The organism is Marinobacter sp. MBR-105 (assembly GCF_053628895.1).
In genome coordinates this window covers 18,540-38,406 of sequence record NZ_JBRJHG010000021.1, presented here as the reverse complement: position 1 = coordinate 38,406, position 19,867 = coordinate 18,540, and the positions used below count along the sequence as shown (strand labels likewise).

The 19,867-nt window shown below is 57.2% G+C and carries 23 protein-coding genes; 12 read left to right on the top strand and 11 right to left on the bottom strand.

The features are described from left to right. Positions 1 to 45 precede the first annotated feature (45 nt). Complete coding sequence (locus tag ACSSVV_RS19045; RefSeq protein ID WP_454106751.1) at positions 46 to 1,833, bottom strand: ABC transporter ATP-binding protein; 1,788 nt, start codon at positions 1,831 to 1,833, stop codon at positions 46 to 48. A 79-nt stretch (positions 1,834 to 1,912) separates the two neighbouring features. Further along, positions 1,913 to 2,365: a YaiI/YqxD family protein gene (locus ACSSVV_RS19040; RefSeq protein ID WP_011785656.1), complete on the bottom strand. Its 453-nt coding sequence runs from the start codon at positions 2,363 to 2,365 to the stop codon at positions 1,913 to 1,915. Positions 2,366 to 2,668: 303 nt separating this feature from the next. On the opposite strand from ACSSVV_RS19040, the gene ACSSVV_RS19035 reads away from it, so the two are divergent. Both ACSSVV_RS19035 and ACSSVV_RS19030 read left to right on the top strand, forming a co-directional pair. Continuing rightward, the gene (locus tag ACSSVV_RS19035) at positions 2,669 to 3,211 is read left to right on the top strand and encodes a histidine phosphatase family protein (protein ID WP_454106767.1); all 543 of its coding nucleotides are present in this window, start codon (positions 2,669 to 2,671) and stop codon (positions 3,209 to 3,211) included. A gap of 40 nt (positions 3,212 to 3,251) precedes the next feature. Further along, positions 3,252 to 3,590, top strand: coding sequence for a zinc ribbon domain-containing protein YjdM (locus tag ACSSVV_RS19030; RefSeq protein WP_011785654.1), 339 nt, complete (start codon positions 3,252 to 3,254; stop codon positions 3,588 to 3,590). 45 nt (positions 3,591 to 3,635) lie between these two features. Here the strand turns inward: ACSSVV_RS19030 and ACSSVV_RS19025 are convergent, their stop codons facing one another. Then, positions 3,636 to 4,355, bottom strand: a complete 720-nt coding sequence (locus ACSSVV_RS19025; RefSeq protein ID WP_454106750.1) for a tellurite resistance TerB family protein — start codon at positions 4,353 to 4,355, stop codon at positions 3,636 to 3,638. A 236-nt stretch (positions 4,356 to 4,591) separates the two neighbouring features. On the opposite strand from ACSSVV_RS19025, the gene ACSSVV_RS19020 reads away from it, so the two are divergent. Both ACSSVV_RS19020 and ACSSVV_RS19015 read left to right on the top strand, forming a co-directional pair. Then, entirely contained in the window at positions 4,592 to 6,898 is a 2,307-nt protein-coding gene (locus ACSSVV_RS19020; protein WP_454106749.1) for a putative bifunctional diguanylate cyclase/phosphodiesterase, read from the top strand. A gap of 66 nt (positions 6,899 to 6,964) precedes the next feature. Beyond that, positions 6,965 to 7,468, top strand: a complete 504-nt coding sequence (locus ACSSVV_RS19015; protein ID WP_011785651.1) for a copper chaperone PCu(A)C — start codon at positions 6,965 to 6,967, stop codon at positions 7,466 to 7,468. 32 nt (positions 7,469 to 7,500) lie between these two features. On the opposite strand, the gene ACSSVV_RS19010 is transcribed toward ACSSVV_RS19015, so the two are convergent. Further along, on the bottom strand, positions 7,501 to 8,244 hold the full coding sequence (locus tag ACSSVV_RS19010) for a class I SAM-dependent DNA methyltransferase (protein ID WP_011785650.1): 744 nt from the start codon (positions 8,242 to 8,244) through the stop codon (positions 7,501 to 7,503). A 141-nt stretch (positions 8,245 to 8,385) separates the two neighbouring features. After that, a complete protein-coding gene (locus tag ACSSVV_RS19005; RefSeq protein WP_011785649.1) occupies positions 8,386 to 8,664 on the bottom strand; it encodes a SelT/SelW/SelH family protein in 279 nt (92 codons plus the stop codon). An 82-nt stretch (positions 8,665 to 8,746) separates the two neighbouring features. Between ACSSVV_RS19005 and ACSSVV_RS19000 the strand changes: the two genes are divergently transcribed. Further along, the gene (locus ACSSVV_RS19000; protein ID WP_014420826.1) at positions 8,747 to 9,640 is read left to right on the top strand and encodes a diacylglycerol/lipid kinase family protein; all 894 of its coding nucleotides are present in this window, start codon (positions 8,747 to 8,749) and stop codon (positions 9,638 to 9,640) included. On the opposite strand, the gene ACSSVV_RS18995 is transcribed toward ACSSVV_RS19000, so the two are convergent. Then, complete coding sequence (locus tag ACSSVV_RS18995) at positions 9,637 to 11,829, bottom strand: OsmC domain/YcaO domain-containing protein (RefSeq protein WP_454106748.1); 2,193 nt, start codon at positions 11,827 to 11,829, stop codon at positions 9,637 to 9,639. The two genes, ACSSVV_RS19000 and ACSSVV_RS18995, sit on opposite strands and share 4 nt — an antisense overlap. Positions 11,830 to 11,853: 24 nt before the next feature. Between ACSSVV_RS18995 and ACSSVV_RS18990 the strand changes: the two genes are divergently transcribed. Then, positions 11,854 to 12,087 carry a hypothetical protein gene (locus ACSSVV_RS18990; protein WP_011785643.1) on the top strand — a complete coding sequence of 78 codons (234 nt, stop codon included), beginning with the start codon at positions 11,854 to 11,856 and terminating at the stop codon, positions 12,085 to 12,087. Between the two features lie 3 nt (positions 12,088 to 12,090). Here ACSSVV_RS18990 and ACSSVV_RS18985 read toward each other — a convergent pair whose 3' ends face one another. Together ACSSVV_RS18985 and ACSSVV_RS18980 are read right to left on the bottom strand one after the other, a co-directional pair. Further along, positions 12,091 to 12,924, bottom strand: coding sequence for a M90 family metallopeptidase (locus tag ACSSVV_RS18985; protein WP_022992940.1), 834 nt, complete (start codon positions 12,922 to 12,924; stop codon positions 12,091 to 12,093). Positions 12,925 to 12,966: 42 nt separating this feature from the next. Then, positions 12,967 to 13,386, bottom strand: a complete 420-nt coding sequence (locus ACSSVV_RS18980; RefSeq protein ID WP_011785641.1) for a universal stress protein — start codon at positions 13,384 to 13,386, stop codon at positions 12,967 to 12,969. 85 nt (positions 13,387 to 13,471) lie between these two features. Here ACSSVV_RS18980 and ACSSVV_RS18975 point away from each other — a divergent pair, with 85 nt between their 5' ends. Further along, entirely contained in the window at positions 13,472 to 13,795 is a 324-nt protein-coding gene (locus ACSSVV_RS18975) for an antibiotic biosynthesis monooxygenase family protein (protein ID WP_454106747.1), read from the top strand. Here ACSSVV_RS18975 and ACSSVV_RS18970 read toward each other — a convergent pair whose 3' ends face one another. Beyond that, entirely contained in the window at positions 13,796 to 14,767 is a 972-nt protein-coding gene (locus ACSSVV_RS18970) for a ribonuclease Z (protein WP_454106746.1), read from the bottom strand. 71 nt (positions 14,768 to 14,838) lie between these two features. Between ACSSVV_RS18970 and ACSSVV_RS18965 the strand changes: the two genes are divergently transcribed. The 3 genes from ACSSVV_RS18965 to ACSSVV_RS18955 all read left to right on the top strand — a co-directional run bounded on the left by ACSSVV_RS18965 (position 14,839) and on the right by ACSSVV_RS18955 (position 16,875). Beyond that, on the top strand, positions 14,839 to 15,693 hold the full coding sequence (locus tag ACSSVV_RS18965; protein WP_011785638.1) for a crotonase/enoyl-CoA hydratase family protein: 855 nt from the start codon (positions 14,839 to 14,841) through the stop codon (positions 15,691 to 15,693). A gap of 3 nt (positions 15,694 to 15,696) precedes the next feature. Next, positions 15,697 to 16,278, top strand: coding sequence for a CPBP family intramembrane glutamic endopeptidase (locus ACSSVV_RS18960; RefSeq protein ID WP_454106745.1), 582 nt, complete (start codon positions 15,697 to 15,699; stop codon positions 16,276 to 16,278). Between the two features lie 120 nt (positions 16,279 to 16,398). After that, the gene (locus ACSSVV_RS18955) at positions 16,399 to 16,875 is read left to right on the top strand and encodes a DUF4442 domain-containing protein (protein ID WP_022992936.1); all 477 of its coding nucleotides are present in this window, start codon (positions 16,399 to 16,401) and stop codon (positions 16,873 to 16,875) included. Positions 16,876 to 16,891: 16 nt separating this feature from the next. Here the strand turns inward: ACSSVV_RS18955 and ACSSVV_RS18950 are convergent, their stop codons facing one another. Continuing rightward, positions 16,892 to 17,941, bottom strand: a complete 1,050-nt coding sequence (locus tag ACSSVV_RS18950; protein ID WP_022992935.1) for an alpha/beta hydrolase — start codon at positions 17,939 to 17,941, stop codon at positions 16,892 to 16,894. Between the two features lie 81 nt (positions 17,942 to 18,022). Between ACSSVV_RS18950 and ACSSVV_RS18945 the strand changes: the two genes are divergently transcribed. Continuing rightward, positions 18,023 to 18,247: a putative signal transducing protein gene (locus tag ACSSVV_RS18945; RefSeq protein ID WP_011785634.1), complete on the top strand. Its 225-nt coding sequence runs from the start codon at positions 18,023 to 18,025 to the stop codon at positions 18,245 to 18,247. 4 nt (positions 18,248 to 18,251) lie between these two features. On the opposite strand, the gene thpR is transcribed toward ACSSVV_RS18945, so the two are convergent. Next, positions 18,252 to 18,788 carry an RNA 2',3'-cyclic phosphodiesterase gene (gene thpR, locus ACSSVV_RS18940; RefSeq protein WP_022992934.1) on the bottom strand — a complete coding sequence of 179 codons (537 nt, stop codon included), beginning with the start codon at positions 18,786 to 18,788 and terminating at the stop codon, positions 18,252 to 18,254. Between the two features lie 73 nt (positions 18,789 to 18,861). On the opposite strand from thpR, the gene ACSSVV_RS18935 reads away from it, so the two are divergent. Continuing rightward, positions 18,862 to 19,857, top strand: coding sequence for a CobW family GTP-binding protein (locus ACSSVV_RS18935; protein WP_022992933.1), 996 nt, complete (start codon positions 18,862 to 18,864; stop codon positions 19,855 to 19,857). Positions 19,858 to 19,867 lie beyond the last annotated feature (10 nt).

Below are 19,867 nucleotides of genomic sequence, written 5' to 3'. Positions count from 1 at the left end.
AATGCGAATACCTATCAATAATAAGTGGTGAACAGCATTACCTTCTCACGCCTGACCTGTTTGCACGCGCCACTGCGCGGCGTAGGCTCCGTTATTGCGTATCAGGCTGTCGTGATCGCCTTCCTCAACAATCCGGCCATTCTCGACCACGGCAATGGTGTCCGCATCCACAATGGTGGAAAGCCGGTGGGCAATCATAATGACGGTGCGGTTATGACCAATGCGCTTGAGTGAGCGCTGAATGGCGGCTTCGGTTTCGTTATCCACGGCGCTGGTTGCTTCGTCCAGAACCAGAATGGGTGGATTCTTCAGCAGCGCCCGGGCCAGGGACAGTCTTTGACGCTGGCCGCCGGACAGGCGAATGCCTCGTTCACCAACAGGAGTGTCCAGGCCTTCCGGTAGCGCCTCAATAAAGGACCAGGCCTCGGCAGTACGAGCGGCATCAATGATCTCTTCTTCGCTGGCATCGGGTTTGCCATAGGCAAGGTTGTCGCGGATGCTGCCCTCAAACAGGTAGACATCCTGGCTGACCAGGCCAATGGCATCGCGCAGGGACTTCAGGCTCACCCCACGAATGGGCTGGCCGTCAATCCGGATGTCTCCATGGGAGGGGTCGTAGAACCGCAATAACAGCTTGATCAATGTGGACTTGCCGGAGCCGGTCGCCCCCACCAACGCGAGGGTATTGCCTGCTGGAACGCTCAGGGTAATGTCCTGTATGCCTGCGCCGCTGCCGGCGTAACGGAAGCTCACCTGGTTGAATGAGACCTTTCCGCGAACGGGTTGTTCCAGGGACTTGCCGGCATCATCCCGGACGTTTACCGGTTCGGCGAGCAGATCGAGAATCCGTCGGGTACTGGCCATGGCCCGTTCAAACAGATCAATCACTTCCGCCAGCCCGGTCAGGGGCCAGAGCAGTCGCTGGGTGAGGAACACCAGCACCCCGTAAGCGCCCACGTTCAGACTGCCTTCCAGCGCCATCATACCGCCAACGGTAAAGGTGGCCAGGAAACCGGCCAGAATGGCCATTCGAATGACCGGAATGAACGCGGAGCTGATACGAATGGCGCGGCGGTTAGCATCAACATAAGCTTCGCTCGCGTCCTTCAGGCGTTTGGCTTCCCGCTGTTCGGCGGTGAAGCTCTTGATCGTGGCGATACCACCCAGATTGTTGGCCAGGCGGCTGGACAGGTCGCCCACTTTCTCCCTTACGTCTGCGTACAGCGGGCCGGCTTTGCGCTGGAAATAGAAGGCACCCCAGATGATCAGGGGAATAGGTGTGAAGGCCAACAGGGCAATCAGTGGCGACAGCACAAAGAATACGGCACCCACAGCCACTACGGTAACCGCTACCTGAATCATGGCATTGGCGCCGCCATCCAGGAAACGCTCCAGCTGGTTTACATCGTCGTTCATGGTGGCTACCAATTGTCCGGAGCTGTTGGCCTCAAAGAAGCTCATGTCCAGACGCTGGGCGTGTTCGTAAGCGTCTTGTCGGAGATCGGACTGCAGTCGCTGGGCCAGGTTGCGCCAGAGAATCTGGAACAGGTACTCAAACAGCGACTCACCAGCCCAGATGAAGAAGGTGAGTACCGCCAGGATGGTGATCTGCTCCTGCGCAGTCTCAAAGCCCAGGCCGGCAACGAAGCTCTCTTCCTGGTTCACCACTACATCGATGGCGACGCCGATCAGTATTTCCGGGGCAATGTCGAAGAGCTTGTTGATGATGGAGCAGGTGGTGGAGGCGATGATCTGGCGCCGGTAACCACGCGCGTATCGAAGCAGGCGGCCGAGAGCGGCAAAGCTGCTGGTGTGCTGGGCGCGTGTGGTCATGTTCCGCTTCCTTCTGCTGTCTGGTTGTCAGAGGCGGGAAGGGTAGCGGATTCTTTCGTTTTTTAAAACAGAATCATTTTCACTTGCGGGCGTTTCTTTGCAGCCACCGGTCCAGTTGGTCGGCAAACTCTTTTCGATCTCCCTGGCTGAATGGGGCCGGCCCGCCGGTTACCTGGCCGGCGTTGCGCATTTCTTCCATGAAGTTGCGCATGGCAAGGCGCTGGCGGATGTTTTCTTTGGTGAAGGCCTGCCCACGGGGGTTGAAGACGTCTGCGCCTTTTTCGATGGCTTCGGCGGCCAGGGGAATGTCCTGGGTAATCACCAGATCGCCTTTGCTCATCTGGTCCATGATTTCGTTGTCTGCAACGTCGAAACCGTGGGGGACTTGCCGGCGGCTGATGTGTGGGCTTGGTGGCAGGCTGATGGCGTGGTTGGCGATGAAGGTGGTCTGGATTTGCCAGCGGGTAGCGGCACGGCAGAGGATTTCCCGGATGGGAACGGGGCAGGCATCGGCGTCGACCCAGATTGGCATTTCGGTTTTCCTTCGTTGGTTTGGCTGGTGGTCAGTTTAACCTTTCATGGGGTGAGCCTGTTAGTTTGGTTCCGCGTATTGGCTATTAGGCGGTAAGACATTGGGTGCCTGTGTCATTGGCGGCTACTTTCCAAAAACCGCTACGAGCACATCCATTTGCGCTTCTCTCAGGCCATCCATGGCCTTCGAAATTTTTGGAAAGTAACCCCCAATGACACAGATCTGGCACTGGTGATACCGCCGCGATATGCGCGCTGACGGAATCTTTGAGGAATCATTATGAAAGCGTTTGTGTTTTGTTTGATGGCCATCGGCGCTTTAGGGTTTTCTCAAACCCACGCCTCAGAAAAGGACGCCTGGGCTGCCCTTAGAGAGGGGAGCGCCGTTTTGATGCTGCGTCATGCCCTGGCTCCAGGCACCGGTGATCCAGTCGGGTTTGTGCTCGGAGATTGCAGTACCCAGAGGAACCTGAACGACACGGGGCGTGAGCAGGCCCGGGCGTGGAAAGCGTTTCTGGCAGAACATGGAATTGATGAGGCGAGGGTGTTTTCCAGCCAGTGGTGTCGATGTCTTGAGACCGCCCAGGAGATGAATATGGGGCCAGTGACTGAGTGGCCGGCTCTGAATTCATTTTTTCGCAACCGGGGCGATGGCCCGCAACAGACCCGTGAAACCATCAACTTGGTGAATGCCCTTGGGCCCGGCATGCCGGTGGTGATGGTCTCACACCAGGTGAATGTGACAGCGTTGACGGGCATTTTTCCGGCTTCGAATGAAGGGGTGATTCTGGCGTTGCCGTTGTCGGAGAACCCGGACATTCTGGCGAGGGTGGCGCCGGGGCAATAGTGGTATAATCCTGTGCTCATTCAGTTAACAGGAAATGATAATGTCTCAGTTGCCCCCTTGCCCCAAGTGCAGTTCTGAATACACCTACGAAGATGGCGTTCAGCTGGTGTGCCCGGAGTGCGGCCATGAATGGACGGAGGCCGAGCAGGCAGCGGCTGAAGCAGGCAAGGTGGTTCGTGATGCCAATGGCAATGAGCTGCAGGATGGCGATACCGTCACCGTAATCAAGGATCTGAAGGTGAAGGGTTCCAGCCTGGTGGTGAAGGTGGGAACCAAGGTCAAGAACATCCGCCTGGTGGATGGCGATCACGACATTGATTGCAAGATTGATGGTGTGGGGGCCATGAAGCTCAAGTCGGAGTTTGTTAAGAAGGCCTGACTTGGATTCGGCACCGGGGAGTCCGGTGCCGTCTGCTGTGATTGATTAACTGGTAGCCAGCACTTGTTGTTCCAGTTCTTTGGCCAGATTGGGTTCTATCTTCAGGGCACCGGCCAGCTGTTCCAGCCAGGCACGCTCCATCGGGTTCTGTTCGTCAATCATCACCGCGCTGACCACGTAGATTTCCCGGGCTGCCTGGGGCGAATCGGCGTTGCGTGCCAGAGCACTGGCATCCAGTGGCGCATCGAATTGTTGCTGGATCCATGCCTGGAGTTCGTCGTCCGGGCCCAGTCGCTCGATTTCCTGAGTCAGTAGTTGTCTTTCATTGGCATCGATATGGCCATCGGCACGGGCGGCCATAATCATGGCCTGGAGAATTTCCAGCCCACGACGCTCCTGGTCGGCTCCCTGCAACTGCTCAAGGGGTTGGCCCTGTTGCACCGGGGCGGGCTGTGCCTGGCCCTGGTTGGTGCTCTGGTAGTTCTGATAGGCCTTCCATGCCAGTACGCCGACGCCGGCCAGGGCGCCATACTTCAGTGCCTTGCCGCCCATTTTCCGGCCACGCTTGGAGCCCAGCATGAGCCCCAGTGCTCCGCCGCCCAGAAGACTTTTTACGTCAATGCCACTGCCGCTTTTACCTCCGGACAGCTGGTTGCCAAGGTTGCCCATCATCTGGTTTACGTTCATTCCACCCTGGCTGCCCTGGCGGGACTGACCGCCCTGGGCCTGGTTCATGATCTGGTTCAGCACTGACATTACGTTCATTGTCTGGCTCCTTTTCCGCCTGGTTGCCGTTGGCTTCGGTTTTGATTCTAGCCTCAGTAAACCCTATCCGGCATGAACGCCAGATGAACAGATTGTCTGGATAACGACGGCAAAGTTCCTTTTGGCATCATCTTTTTTGGTAAGGTTGTGTCAAAACAGGGTGCGTATTTGCAGCGTCATCCTATAATCATGGTTAGCGAAATTAACCCATTCACCGGGACAAATGGACTGACTACTTGGCGGCTCTGAAAAGCAATATCTGGACGCTGTATTTTCTGATCGTAATCGTCGGCGTTGCGCTTTTAGGGGTGTCTCTCCAGCAGCGCTGGCGGGAGACCCTGTCTGATGAAACTGCGCATCAATTGTCCAGAGCTGAGCTCATATCCCAATCCGTTCACAGTCTGTTCCGGACTCAGGAGCTGGTGCTTGATGTCGTGGGGCGCGAACTCCTCGACAGTGGCGAACCGCTGGAAGAGCGGAGGGAAATGCCTTTATTGGACAGTATCCTTTCGGTTAACCCGGCCCTCGTAGGTTTTGGCCTGGCTCGCCCGGACGGCACGCTGGTTCGTATCAGCACCAATATGGACACCAGCCGCCTGCCCAATCTCCTGGAGAACCCCAGTACCGCAGAAGGTTTCAGGCAAGCCCTTGAGTCGGATGTGATGGTGGTAGGGCGTACTTATTATATGGATGCGCTCGGTGCCTGGTTGATCCCGATACGAAAGGCCTTGCGAGCGGACGATGGTTCTGTGGTTGCAGTAATGACCGCCGGACTGGAGATTGGTGCCGAAGGTTCAGTTCTTGGGCAGGATCTGCACGATGGTCCCGAGGACAGTGTCATCCTGTTTCGGGAGGCAGACAAATACGTCCAGTTTATGTCGCGAGAGGGCGCAACGCCTGAGCGATATTCTGCCTCGCAGGTCAACGAGGAGCGTTTGAGCGCACAGCGGCGTGATTTCGAGGAGGGAACCGGAAAGACCATGGCCGATATCATGGCCAGTCCGGAGGCGGTTTCTTTTCATATGACCCGCGACCAGCGAGATTATCTGACAGCCGCCACCTTCGACGCTCGGTATCAGATCTGGACAGTGTCCGAGACGCGTTTTGCCCCTCTTTACCGCGATTTTATGGGTACCCTCGTACCCTACGTGATTGGCTTTGTACTGGGTGCCTGGTTGCTCTACCTGTTGTTCCGGGTTATTGATCGTGCCGAGGGAGAGCGTCGGGAAGAGTTGCTGTACCGGGCTCGACATGACGATCTCACCGGCCTGTTAAACCGCGCCGGGCTCCTGGATCGATTGGAAGGCAGGCTTTCTCAGGCGAGGCCGTTCAGTCTGGTGGTGATCAACATTGATAACTTCAGTGGCATCAATGACCGCTTTGGGCTGGAGTACGGGGATCACACCCTGGTGGAATTTGGGCGAAGACTTGAGCGGTTGGCGGAACGACACGACGATCTGGCGAGGCTCGGGAGCGATGAATTCGCCATCGTTACCCCCAATACCAACATCCCCTCGTTGACCGATGCCTGCCGGGCACTGGTAGAAGATCTGGCCCAAATCTTCGAAGTGGGCCGGCTTCGTCTGCAGGTGGGCGCGAGTGTCGGGGTGGCCCGGTACCCCGAAGACGGAGACTCCCTCAGCAAGCTGATTCGTAGTGCCCACCTGGCGTTGTATGAGGCCAAACAAAGCCGGAATGCCGTCTGCGTCTACAAGGCAGAAATGGAAACCGCTTATCTACGGCGGCTGAACGTGGAACAGAGGCTGCGCTATGGCCTGGCCTCTCATGCTCTCTATATGGTGTACCAACCGCAGGTGAACGATGCAGGCGAAACCATTGGTCTGGAGGCTTTGGTGCGCTGGCAGGATGAAGAGTTGGGATTCGTTTCGCCGGCAGAATTCGTGGATGTGGCCGAGAAAAGCGGCCTGATGATTCCTCTGGGTAACTTCGTGCTGGACACCAGCCTGAGGGAATTCCGGCAATTGATAGACAAGGTGAAACAGCCGCTGGATCTGGCCATCAACATCTCGGTGATTCAGTTCTGCCAGCCAGGCTTCGTGGATACAGTATTGAACGCCTTGAAAACCCACGATGTCTCGCCGTCCTCTCTGGTTCTGGAGATTACCGAAACGCTGTTCATGGGCAATTTCGATCAGGTGCTGCAAACTATCTGCGACCTGAGAAGCCACGGTATACGCCTGGCCATGGATGATTTCGGAACCGGCTATTCTTCCCTCAGCCTGCTGCGCCAGTTACCTCTGGATGAGCTTAAAATCGACAAAAGCTTTGTGGACGGTATTGTTGAAGATGAAAAAGCCGCCAATATGGTGCGCAGCATCGTCGCCATTGCCCGCAGCCACAACATGAGTCTGATCGCTGAGGGTGTAGAAGAGCAGGCTCAGGCCCAGGCCTTGATCAAAATGGGCTGCCTGCGCTTCCAGGGTTACTATTTCAGCCGGCCGGTGCCTATGGCAGACGTTCGTCAGGTGCTCACTGACACGGCAAACACGGACAATATCCCTGCGACCATTCGTCGCTCCTGATGGCTTTGAAGTGGTCGGAGCCGGCCGCTACAGTAGTGATATTTGTCAGAAAACAAGGAACGCCGAATGAAACAACCCCTGATTGCTCTGGCATTGGGCGCAGCCCTGTTCGCCCCGGCCGCATTTGCCGCCGATCACGCACACGGTAACGACCACCAGAGCCATCCGATACAGATCAATCAGCCCTGGAGTCGGCCAACACCGCCGGGTACGCCCATGGGTGTGGGCTATATGGCGATCACCAACCACAGTGAACAGGCCATCACCCTGGTGGGCGCAGAAACCCCTAGAGCCGGCAACGTTTCGATTCACGAAACTTCCATGCATGAGGGTGTCATGCGTATGCAGCCGGTAGATGGTGGTCTTCTGATACCCGCCGGCAAAACCGTGGAGTTAAAACCTCACAGTTATCACCTGATGCTTGAAAGGCTGCCTGAGCCCCTAGTTGAGGGCGAGAAAGTTCCGGTAAGACTGGATTTTGATGGTGCCGAAGACCTGAATATTGAACTGATGGTGCGCCCCCTTGACGGTGCCCCGGCGATGAACGACCACGCCGGCATGAAGCACTAACCACTATTCTTCTCAGCGAAATCCGGTAACGCTCAACGCTTTACGCAGACAAACAGTGCGTTTCCGGATTCGCCATCCCAGGGCACGATGCGTTCGTAGTCGTGCTCGAAGATGGTCACGTCGAACCAGGGCTGTAACAGGGTGGCCAGCTCCCGGAAGCTCAGTGCCACCATGGGGTGCTCATCCTGCCAGGATTCACTGATGCCATTGGTGGTGCGATCAATGCTAAGCCGGAGCGACTGCCGTTCACCACTGCCGACGTAATGCCAGCCAGACCGAAAGGTAAACTCACTGCCATCGTGCCGGGCGGAGTGGCTGACATACAGGTTGTTGTTGATTCGGGTCTTGTCTACGGCATTGAAACAGAACAATCCGTTGGCTGATAACGCCTGGTGGGCGCTTTCGATACAGCCCTGAAGCTTCTCGATACCATCGCTGTAATGAATGGAGTACAGGAAGCAGGTAATCAGATCAAATGGACTATCAAACCGGAATTCGCACATATCCCGAACACTGAAGACGGCTTCCGGGCAACGCTCCTCGGCTACATCCAGCATGGGCTGATTAATATCCAGCCCTTCGCACTGGTAACCGAGGTTCAGGAAATGCCGGATGTGCGGCCCGGTGCCACAGGCCAGATCCAGATGACGCCTGCCGCCATTGCCAAATAGCTGATGTAACCGCTGTATCCCGAGACTCTGGGCCGGGTAATCGATATCGGCACACATCAGATCGTAGTAGCCCGACAAGTCGGTATATAAGGCGTTGATGGACAAGGGAAAGCCTCTGCAGAAATCAACTGGATCACCTCTGGCGAACAGCAGCTGCAGACGGGCATGGCGCAGCGGGCGGGCGTTTTGAGGGTGGCGTATGGTAGCGAAAAGGTGCGGGAGCGGGTAGCCACCCTCGTAGATGTACTACACCGGCTTGTCTGAGTGCCCCAGTGAGTGCTCCGGGGCAATCTGATTCCGCACCAGCTGTTTCAGTTGCTTGATATCGGGGAAGCCCCCTTGCTCCTTGCGGGACCAGATTCGGGTATCGTTTACCCAGACTTCAAAGATGCCGCCGGAGCCGGGTTTCAAGGTGAGCTCGTCGACCATGCCGTCGAAGGTGGTCAGCAGTTCCTGCGCCATCCAGGCGGATCTCAGCATCCAGTTACAGCCAGTGCAGTAATGGAGAGTAATGCGCGTTGCCATACGGTAATGCTTCCTGCATGAAGAAATCGATCAGCCATGCTATCAAATGAAGGGGACAGTTTCTTTCTCCAGAGGGAATGGTATGGCGTATTGGCTGGTGGATAGCCCCGGTTCCGGTGATGGCTGCCGGGATGCGGATTTCTGGTTGCCCTATCTGCGCGAGCAGGGCATCGAGAACGTAACCGAGTGCAGGCTGGATGAGGCTGAACAGTGGCTGCGCCTGGTGACTGGCAACGACGTACTGTTGGCCGCGGGTGGGGATGGCACTGTGAACGGTGTGGCCGGTCTTTGCCTGCGCACCGGCGCGACTCTCGCGGTTCTTCCCTCGGGAACCGCTAATGATTTTGCTCGCAACCTGGGTATTCCGTCTGAACCGGCAGAGGTGGCCCGTCTGGTGGCGGACGGTAGCACCGAGATGATTGATGTGGCGGAGTTTGATGACCGCATCTATCTCAACGTGGCCCACATTGGCCTGGGCACTTTGCCTTCACGCCAGGCCAGTTCACCCACCAAAAGGTTTCTTGGAAAGTTCAGTTACATGGCCACACTGTTCCGACAACTGGGCGCCCAGCGGGGATTCCACGCCCATATACGTACTGATCGTTCTAATCTGGGTGGTCGTTGGCTATCGATTGCCGTTGCCACGGGGGCCTATTTCGGTGGCGGCCATGAAATACCGGAGGCCTCTGCGAACGATGGTTTGCTGGATGTCATTGCCGTTAAACCGCGCCCGTTGCCGCAGCTGTTACTTGCATTTTTGATGGTGCGCCTGAACCGCAAGACGCCGCGCCGGACCAGCACCGTGATCCAGATCAAGGGCAAGTGGTGCCACGTAGAAACCACCCGCGCCAAGACGGTAACGGTGGATGGCGACGTGGCCGGCAAGACCCCGTTTCGCGCAACCTGCCGGCCTGAGGCTATCCGGGTGATCGGCAAGCGGGTGATCCACACCGGCGAGCCGGCGCCCGCCGGTTAGGCTGACAGCCCGGCTTTGCGGGCCCTGGCCGCGTGCAGCTTCTTGTAGCTCTCGATCATCTTCAGGTGCCGGTCCAGCCCGCGCAGGTCCATGCCGGTTTCTTCCAGGCCAAAGAAGCGGACCGTACCGTTAATCGAGCCCACTACGGCATCCATTACCTCGTCACCAAACATCCGGCGGAAGTTGTACAGGTAGTCGTCCAGTTCCAGTTCTTCGTTCAACGTGGCTTCCAGAGCCGCGTTCATGGCCTGATAGAACAGGCCGCGCTCAACGGTGTTGTCATTGAATTGCAGGAACATCTCCACCAGCTCCTGGGCCTCTTCAAGCTCGCCCAATGCCAGGTAGATCAGCAGTTTCAGTTCCAGAATGGTGAGCTGGCCCCACACGGTGTTTTCATCGAATTCGATGCCGGTGAGGGTGACGATGGTCATGTACACATCCAGCTCGGCCTCTTCCAGGCGCTGTACCAGATCGGCCAGTTCTTCTTCACTCAAACGGTGCAGGTTGAGGATGTCTTCGCGGAATTCCAGGGCCATGTTGGTGTTGTCCCACACCAGGTCTTCCACCGGATACACCTCGGAATAGCCCGGCACCAGGATTCGACAGACCGGAGCGCCGAGGTCTTCGAACACCGCCATGTAGCATTCCTTGCCCATGTCCGCGAGGATGCCGAACAGGGTGTCGGCTTCTTCTTCGTTGCTGCCGGAAAAATCCCATTCCACAAAATCGTAGTCGGATTTGGCGCTGAAGAACCGCCAGGACACCACACCACTGGAATCGATAAAGTGTTCAACGTAGTTATTGGGTTCGGTCACCGCCATGGAGTTGAAGGTGGGCGCCGGCAGGTCGTTCAGACCTTCAAAGCTGCGACCCTGCAGCAGCTCGGTCAGACTGCGTTCCAGGGCAACGTGGAAGCTGGGGTGTGCACCGAAGGAAGCAAACACACCGCCGGTTTTCGGATTCATCAGGGTGACACACATCACCGGGAACTGACCGCCCAGGGAGGCATCTTTCACCAGTACCGGAAAGCCCTGTTCTTCCAGGGCTTTTATACCTTCGACAATCTCCGGGTACTTGGCCAGCACGCTCTCGGGAACATCCGGCAGGGCGATTTCGTTCTCAATGATCTCTTTCTTGACTGCCCGTTCGAAGATTTCTGACAGGCACTGTACCTGCGCTTCCTGAAGGGTATTACCGGCGCTCATGCCGTTGCTCAGGTACAGGTTCTCGATCAGGTTGGAGGGGAAGTAAACGGTCTCTCCGTCTGACTGACGCACATACGGAATGCTGCAGATACCACGCTCGGGCGTGCCCGAGTTGGTGTCAAACAGGTGCGTGCCCAGCAGTTCGCCGTCCGGATTGAAAATCTTCAGGCAGTAGTCATCCAGAATGCCGTCCGGCAACTCGCCTTCCGGGCCTGGCTGGAACCATTTTTCGTTCGGGTAGTGCACGAACTCGCTGTTGGCGATGTCCTGGCCGAAGTACTGGTCGTTGTAGAAGAAGTTGCAGTTCAGCCGCTCTATAAACTCACCCAGGGCCGAACACAGGGCGGCTTCCTTGGTGGCACCCTTGCCGTTGGTGAAGCACATGTGGGCCGCGGTGTCGCGCACGTGCAGAGACCACACGTGGGGCACGATGTTGCGCCAGGAGGCAATCTCGATCTTCATGCCGAGATCCGAGAGGATGCCGGTCATGTTGGCAATGGTCTGCTCCAGCGGCAGATCCTTGCCCTCGATATAGGTGTTGCCGTCGCCGCCCGGGGCGGCGGTGAGCAGGGCCTGGGCGTCTTCGTCCAGGTTTTCCACCACTTCAATCTGGAAATCCGGGCCGGTTTGCACCACTTTTTTCACGGTGCAACGGTCGATGGAGCGGATGATGCCCTGGCGGTCCTTGTCCGAAATGTCTTCCGGCAGTTCCACCTGAATCTTGAAAATCTGCTTGTAGCGGTTTTCCGGGTCTACAATGTTGTTCTGCGACAGGCGGATGTTGTCTGTGGGAATATCCCGGGCGTTGCAGTAAACCTTTACGAAGTAAGCCGCGCACATGGCAGATGAGGCCAGGAAGTAGTCAAACGGGCCGGGCGCCGAGCCATCGCCTTTGTAGCGGACGGGCTGGTCTGAGATGACGGTGAAATCGTCAAACTTGGCCTCAAGCCTCAGGTTGTCGAGATAATTGACTTTGATTTCCATGGGCAGCTTACCGGATTCAGAAATATGAGCAGTTTACGCGGAATAGACGAGGTGATCCCCGATGCGCGGGATGGTCTCACAAAAACGGAACGGACGATACTTTACGTCCTGAGCGAGACCCAGAAGGAATTGGGCGGGCGTAATGTACCTACCGTGATGCTCTATGGCCGGGTACTGGAATACGTGAATATCAGCGAGGAAGAGCTGCATCTGTACCTGGATCGTCTCGGCGTCAAGGGAAACGGCCCAGGCGGCTGATCATCAAGGCAGGCAGGCACGCATGTGCTCCGGGTCGATCCGGTAAAAACGGCACAGGGCAGCGTAGACGTCAGGTTGTTCACGTTTCAAGTGCTGCGGTTGTTGATAGAAGGCCTCGGTCAGCACCGCGAAAAACTCGGCTGGTTCGGTGGCGCCGTAGGGGTCAAGCCAGGGTTTGTGGTGGTGTTCCAGTCGATGCTGCAGGTGGTCCCAGGCTTCGGTCATGGTTTTCTGCCAGTGCGCCGCCTCATCGCCACTCAGTGGTGGCGCGCCGTCCGCGGTGCCATCCAGGTAGTCCAGCTGATGGGCGAATTCATGGAGAATCACATTGTGCGGGCCATGAGGATTGGCGCTGGCTTGTTCACACTGGCTCCAGGCCAGAATCACCCGGCCGTGGGACCAGGCCTCTCCGGCCCGGGTTTCGTCACTGGCGCTGACCACCAGGCCATCGCTTTCGGTGTCCTTTACTCGGTAGATATCGGGATAGACCAGGATGCTTTTGACGTCATCGTATTCGTAAAACCCGCGTTCAAGCAGTAAAAGGCAAGCATGGCCGGCAATGGTCACTCGCACCCGGTCATCGATTTCAAAACCGGCACATTCGTAGAATTCCTTCTCCGAGATAAAGAGCTGCACCAGATTCTCCAGCCGGGTTTTGTGGCTGTCGGCGAGCCGGTTGTAGAGGGGGACACTGCTCTGGAGGTGTTGTCTCCATTGCGCAGGAAACGGTTGTTGCAGTTCGCGTTGGCGTCGCCAGTTGCGGTAGAAAAACAAATAGAACAGCGAGCCGCCAATCAGGGCACTGGCGATAACAGCAAAAACAAGCGGTGCGGACATTGGTGACTTCCCTGTGAATGTCCGGCCAGTCTACCGCAAGGCTCAGCGAACCACGAACACCGAAATGTCGCTGTGTTTGACGATTTCTGCCCCGTTAGACCGCAAAAGGTGCAGGGTGTCGCCGAGGCCCGGTGCATGGGAGGCCATGATTACCAGATCGGCCTTGGTATCCTTGATCGCGCCCAGTAGTATTTTATCCAGCTCAACGGCGGTATCGACCGATTCCAGCACCCTGGATTCGGTCTGAATGCCGTGGCTCTTACCCTGTTCCTCGGCAAACTCCGTGAGTTTGTCTGCCAGTTCCTTCGGGTTGTGGGCCGCGGCTCCCGGGGTACTGTTGGTGACTGTCACGTAGCACAGGCTGGCCTGGTAGTGTTTGGCCATGTCGATGGCGGTGTTCAGGGTTTTGGGTATCTTGTCGAGATGGGCAAGATCGACGGGAACCAGTATTTTCTGATACATGCGTCCGTCTCCTGTGGTCAGAATTTGATCTGTACTCTTCAAGTCTGGACCATGACCTCAGGATGCTGCAAATCGGGAGGATGCGATGAAGTATATTTTCGAGGTCACGGTGAAAGACGGGCACTCTGCCGAGGAGTATGCCGATGCCTGGGTCCGGGCCAGTGAGCTGATTCAGCAGGCGCCCGGTGCCCGTGGTACCGAACTACACCGAAAGATTGGTGAGCCGAACAAGTTGATCGCTATCGCCAGCTGGGACAGCAAGGCCGACCGCGATGCCATGGATGCCCGGAAGGACCCGAGGATCGCGGAAATCATTAAAAGCGCCGCTCCGTTTGTTGAGATCCGGCCTTTGGGTGAATTTGAAGACCCTGAATGGGTGGTACTGCCGTTAGGCCAGAATAGCGACTGATTAGCTGTGATCAACTTTGTGTAGCTGGAAGTCTTTCTCCAGACGGTAGGTGTCAAAATCCCGGGCCAGGAAAAGGTGGCCCGTGTAATGCTGCAACGCCTCGGCGGCGAGCTGATTGATGTGCGGTGTGCCACCCGGAGCCGATTGGTAGCGGGAGCTGAAGTGGGTGAGTACCAGATTGGGCAGCTTCGTTGCCTGTGCGAACCGGGCCACCTGCTGCGCCGAGCTGTGTTGGGGCCAGGGGCCAACCCGGTCTGCGACATCCTGGGTGTAGGTGGCCTCGTGAATCAGGACGTGGGTGCCTTGGCAGGCATCTTTCAGCAGTTCCGGGGTGTCGTTGTCACCGCCGACAATGATTTTTCGCGCGGTTCTGGGAATGTGAGTGTAATCGTCGCTACGCAGCAGGCGCCCATCATCCAGTAGAACATCTTTGCCTTTCTGCAGGTCGCCCCATTGAGGGCCAGGCTCTATGCCATCAGCAACCAGTTTCTCCTTTTGCAGCTGACGTTCCAGGTTGCGCTCTGTGAATACGTAGGCCCGGCATGGTACCCGGTGTGAAAGCGCCACGTTGGTAACACCCAAATGGTCATCCTGCCAGTAAAAACCCGGAGCTTCCGAGTTGATGAAGTTCAACGGATAACTCAGGCTGGAGTCACTGTTTTCGATGACCGCATCGATAAACCGGCGTACCTGTGGCGGCGCAATGATGTCCAGAGGCTCGGTGCGACCCAGCATGGAAGCGCTGGTAAGCAAGCCCGGTAGCCCGAAGATGTGGTCACCATGGATGTGGGTGATGAACATGGCGCGCAACTGCATCACCGAATACCGTGTGCGCATCAGCTGGTGCTGGGTGCCTTCACCGCAGTCCACCAGATACCAGGGTTTGGGCCCCGACAGGCAAAGCGCCAGGCCGGTGACGTTGCGTGACCGGGTTGGTGTTCCGGCCGATGTGCCAAGGAAAGTGAATTCCATCGTGCCTCGTTTCGCGGTAATGTGCACCCTAATAATACGAAACCATGCTCTCAGATGATACGGGATCCATCATGTCTGAACTCGCCAACTACGAAAGTTTCAATATTGAAGTAAAAGACCACATCGCCCACGTTCAGTTCAGTCGCCCCGAGGCGCTGAATACCATGAACAAGGCATTCTGGCTGGAGCTGCCGCGCTGCGTTCAGGACATTGAAGCTAATACCGATGCCCGGGTGATTGTGATCTCCTCGACCGGAAAGCACTTTTCCGCAGGCATGGATCTGGGCGTGTTCTCGGATCCGAAATCCGTGCCCATGAGTGGTGACCCTGGCCGTATGGCGGAGAACCTGCGAAGAGTCGTACTGCAGCTGCAGGATACTCTGAGCTCTCTGGAGAAAGTACGTCTGCCGGTGCTGGCTGCCGTGCACGGGGGCTGTATTGGTGGGGCTCTGGACCTGGTGTGCGCTGCTGACAGCCGGTATTGCACCTCCGATGCCTATTTCACAATCAAGGAAACCGAGCTGGGCATGACAGCTGATGTGGGCACGCTGCAGCGGCTGCCTAAACTGATGCCTGAGGGCGTGGTGCGTGAGCTGGCTTATACGGGCCGCAAATTCGGTGCTGAAGAAGCCCATCGCCTGGGTTTCGTGAACTCGGTATACGAGACTCAGGAAGCGATGCTTGAGGGCGTGATGTCCATTGCCGCCCAGATCGCTGCCAATTCGCCGCTGGCGGTGACCGGCTGTAAAGAAATGATCAACTTCAGCCGCGATCACAGCGTAGAAGACAGCCTCCGCTACATGGCCACATGGCAGTCCGGCATGTTCCGCCCTACGGACATGATGAAATCCTTCCAGGCCAAGGCCCAGAAGCAGGCGCCCGCCTACGACGATCTGTTCCCGGTCAAGGGCCTGTTCGAAAACTGAGTTATGGCCCAAGGTCGCGCCAAACTATCCATCACCGCCGCCCTGTTGTTTCAGGGCGGTATTGGTTTGGTAGGCTGGATCGCGATCTGGCTGTTCGATATTCCGTTAATGCTGAACGGCCTGAATCTGCTGAAAATCCTGCTGTATGGGATCCTGGGCGCTGGCACCACCTACCTTGTGCTATTGCTGCTGACTCAGCTCTCCTGGCTGTTCCCTGATGATCTTGGTTCGCAAATGCAGGCCCTTTACCGTTTCGCGGCGAGTTATCGCTGGCCGGTATTGCTGACCTTGTGCCTGCTCGCCGGGGTGGGGGAAGAACTGTTGTTTCGTGGTGCAGTGCAGGGCTGGCTAATGCAGCACACCGGGCCCTGGACAGCCTTACTGGCGGCCTCTGTGTTGTTCGGGTTGGTGCACTATGTGTCGTTTACCTATTTTCTGGTAGCGACGTGTCTGGGCCTGATTCTTGGTGGCGCTTACCTGGTATGGGGCAGCTTGCCCATGGTGATGGTCTGGCATGCGGTTTATGACATGCTCGCACTGTACTGCCTGCTGAACTATCCCCAGTGGTTCAATGTGAAACCTTGATGTTTCCAGTCTAAATAATTCAAACGGTCGTATGAATTTTCGTTGAAAATGCAGTGTGGCTGTAAGAGGATAGCCAGCTACACAGTTTTCAGGCTGATTCTCAACCGTTTGGATGTTCCTATGAATTCAACCATTCGCCGCTGGTTTGCCAGTGCCGGCGCCCTGCGCAGAGTGCTCTCTACTTTCGCCCCTTACCTGGGGGCAGGTATTAAAGTCACTCACATTGCTGATGACTTCAGCTCTGCAACGGTGGAAATGCGTCAGCACTGGTACAACACCAACTACGTGGGCACGCACTTCGGCGGATCTCTCTACAGCATGGTTGACCCAATGTATATGCTGTTACTGATGCGCCGACTGGGCAACGATTACATCGTGTGGGACAAGTCCGCGAGTATTGATTTTATCCGCCCCGGCAAGGGCGTGGTAAAGGCCCGCTTCGAGCTGACCGATGCGCGTCTCGAGGAAATACGCGAAGCCACCGCTGATGGCGACAAGTACCTGCCGGAGTGGTATGTCGACGTTGTGGACGAGGCAGGAACGGTCGTTGCCCGAGTCCATAAGGTGCTGTACGTCAGGCGAAAGCCGGCAGAGTAATGCCGGCACCAGCCCACTAAGGTTGTTCCACTTTCTTCAGAAAAGCCGCGATGTCGTCGAATGCCTCGTCTGCCTCAGGCAGCAGTGGCGTGAAGATGTGCCATACATGCACCATGTTCTGCCAGGTGTGAAGCTCCACCGGTGAACCCTGGGCTTTTGCCTTGGCGGCGTAACGCGTGGCGTTGTCCAGCAGCATTTCCGTGGTGCTTGCGTGGATAAGCACGGGTGGCAGCTTGTTAAGCTCACCCCGCAGAGGTGATGCAACCGGGTTGGTGGGAGAGAGTCTGAACGCGGCAAGTGTTCCCCACCACAACACGGGCAGCGGGATTTTGGACAAACCACCAAACACCGGGCCCAGGAGTGGGTCCGTGCGAATATTCTCGCGATTGCTAGGCGCCGTCAGCGTGAGATCCGTGGAGGGTGACAGGGCAACGGCGGCATCGGCCTGCCGCAGGCCATTGTCGCGAATCCACGCCAGCAGTGACAGGGTATGGCTGCCGCCCGCCGAGTCTCCGGCAACCACCATAAAGTCGACGGGCGCTTCGCCGTCCGGGCCATGATTCAGCAGCCATGCATAGGCCTGGCGGCAGTCCCGAATGCCATCCATGAACCGGTGTTCGGGCATGAGCCGGTAATCAACCGCAAAAACGGCAGCATTGGCAATCCGGGAAAAACGGTCGGTAATCGCCCGGTGACTGCGAGGGCTGCCAGCAGCCCAGGCACCGCCGTGAATATAGAGCACACGTCGGCGGGAATCGGCCCCGGGCGCCAATATCCATTCGCCACGTGGATGATCCTGATGCCGGATGTCCGATTCGATATCCACGCCTTCACCCAGGCTGTCCAGATGGTTGCGGAGGGCGATCAGCCGGGCTTTGCCCTTCAGTCCGCGGGAGGCGCGCCCCATGTCCTTGATGCGTTCGATGACCTCATCATGAGCCGGGTTTGGAGCAACTTCCTTGATAACCCAGTCCTGGCCGTCGTACTCGGAAAGATCCTTTACCCGGAAGATCAGCAGTGTGATCAGGACAACAAGAGTAACGACAGCGAGCAGAAACCAGAGCATGGACAATCCTTGGGGCGCGAGACACAGGGCATGTGGACGACTATAGTCGAAACAGCGTTAAGCATATAGGAGTGCGCCGTTTTGCAAATAGCCTATCGGGCCCGGGATATTACCGAAGCTCACATCATAGCTGGCCTGCTGAGGGCCAATCACATAGAGGCGCACGTTGGCGGGCATTACCTGCAGGGTGCACTGGGCGAAATCGGCGCTGCCGGCTTTACCAACGTGCATGTGGCTGACGAGGACTGGGTTCTCGCCAGAGCCTTGATTGAGGACTACGAGGCAAACCGACTTGAGCAATCCTGAAGCTTCAGGCGTTTAACGGATAGCGTTCCAGCACGGTATAGACAGAGCCGCTCTGGCCTGGAGTACTTTCAAACAGCGCAAACTCCTGAACCGACCAACTGCCAAACCGGGTGCTCCGATAACGCTCGATCAGCTCGGCCACCGAGCCCGCGCCAGCCCGAAAGCGGCTCAGTGTGATGTGAGGTTTGAATGAAGGATTCTGCAGAGTGAAGCCGTCGTTGATGAGCCTTTGGGCAAGGGTGCGTTGCAGTCCCCTCAGTTCTGCCTCGGGGGAGACCCCCGCCCATAGGATTTTCGGGCTCTCCTCCTTGCCGAAGCAACCCAGCCCGGCGGCTTCCAGCTCAAAAGGCGTATGGGCCACCTTTCTGGCGTTATCCCGAGCCTGGGTAACCTGTTCGCTCTCCACCTCTCCCAGAAACGCCAGGGTTAGGTGAAGCTGGGCTTCGCTTTGCCAGCGGGCACCTTTAATGTCAGTTTTTACCGTTAAGACGCTGGTCTTGATCGACTCAGGAATTTCCAGCCCGAAGAACAGTCTTGGCATTAACTCCTCCTTAGTCGGGCGTAGCCCGGTCTGGTCAATGTTGTTATAGTATAACGTTTTTGAGGCCCGAATTATGTCCAGCATTTCCCGACCGATTCCCACCAACCTGATTCTGGGGTTTCTTGGCGTTGGCAAAACCACTGCCATTCTGGACCTGCTACGCCAGAAGCCGGAAGGGGAAACCTGGGCGGTACTGGTGAACGAGTTCGGCGAGGTGGGCATTGATGGTGCCATCCTGGAGACCGAGGGGGCGGTGGTGCGCGAGGTGCCGGGTGGCTGCATGTGCTGCGTCGCGGGGCTGCCCATGCAGATCGGCCTGAACCAGCTGATTGCCAGAGCCAAGCCGGATCGTCTGCTGATTGAGCCCACGGGCCTTGGTCATCCTTCCCAGATTCTCGATACCCTGACCGGAGAGCATTATCAGGATGTCCTGGCGTTGGGGCCGGTGATTACTCTGGTGGATCCACGCAAGCTCGAGAACCCGAAGGTGCTTGAGAATGTGCAGTTCCGGGATCAGATCGAAGCTGCCGATATTCTGGTCGCCAACAAATCGGATCTGTGCACGGCACAGCAACTCTCGGCGTTTGAAGACTGGGTTGCCACGCTGCCCCTGACGAAGCGTGCCGTTTACACGACAAGCCAGGGGCATTTGGCGCCCGGGTGGCTGGACGGTGAGATGGAGCGTCAGCCGGTATCCAGCCCGGCTGCCCATCAACAGCGTGCTGCACTTGATCTTCGCCCCCCGGCACCGTCTCTGGACGAGCAGCCATGGCAGTGGATGCCCAACCGTGGTCAGGGGCATTACAGCCTGGGCTGGCGCATCCACCCGGAAATTCAATTCTCTGAGGCGTCTCTACTGGCAACGGCGATGGACGAACGCCTGGTGCGGTTCAAGGCCGTCGTGCATACCCTGGATGGTTGGCGCGTGATCAATCAGGTGGAAGGTGCGTTGACCGTTCAGCCCTGTGAGCCGGGAGAACAATCGCGGATTGAATTGATCAGTTCAGAGCCTTTGGCAGAGAACGATCTGGATCTGGAAATGAAACGCGCCGCCGGGTTGGCAGAGTGAGGGCCCGGAA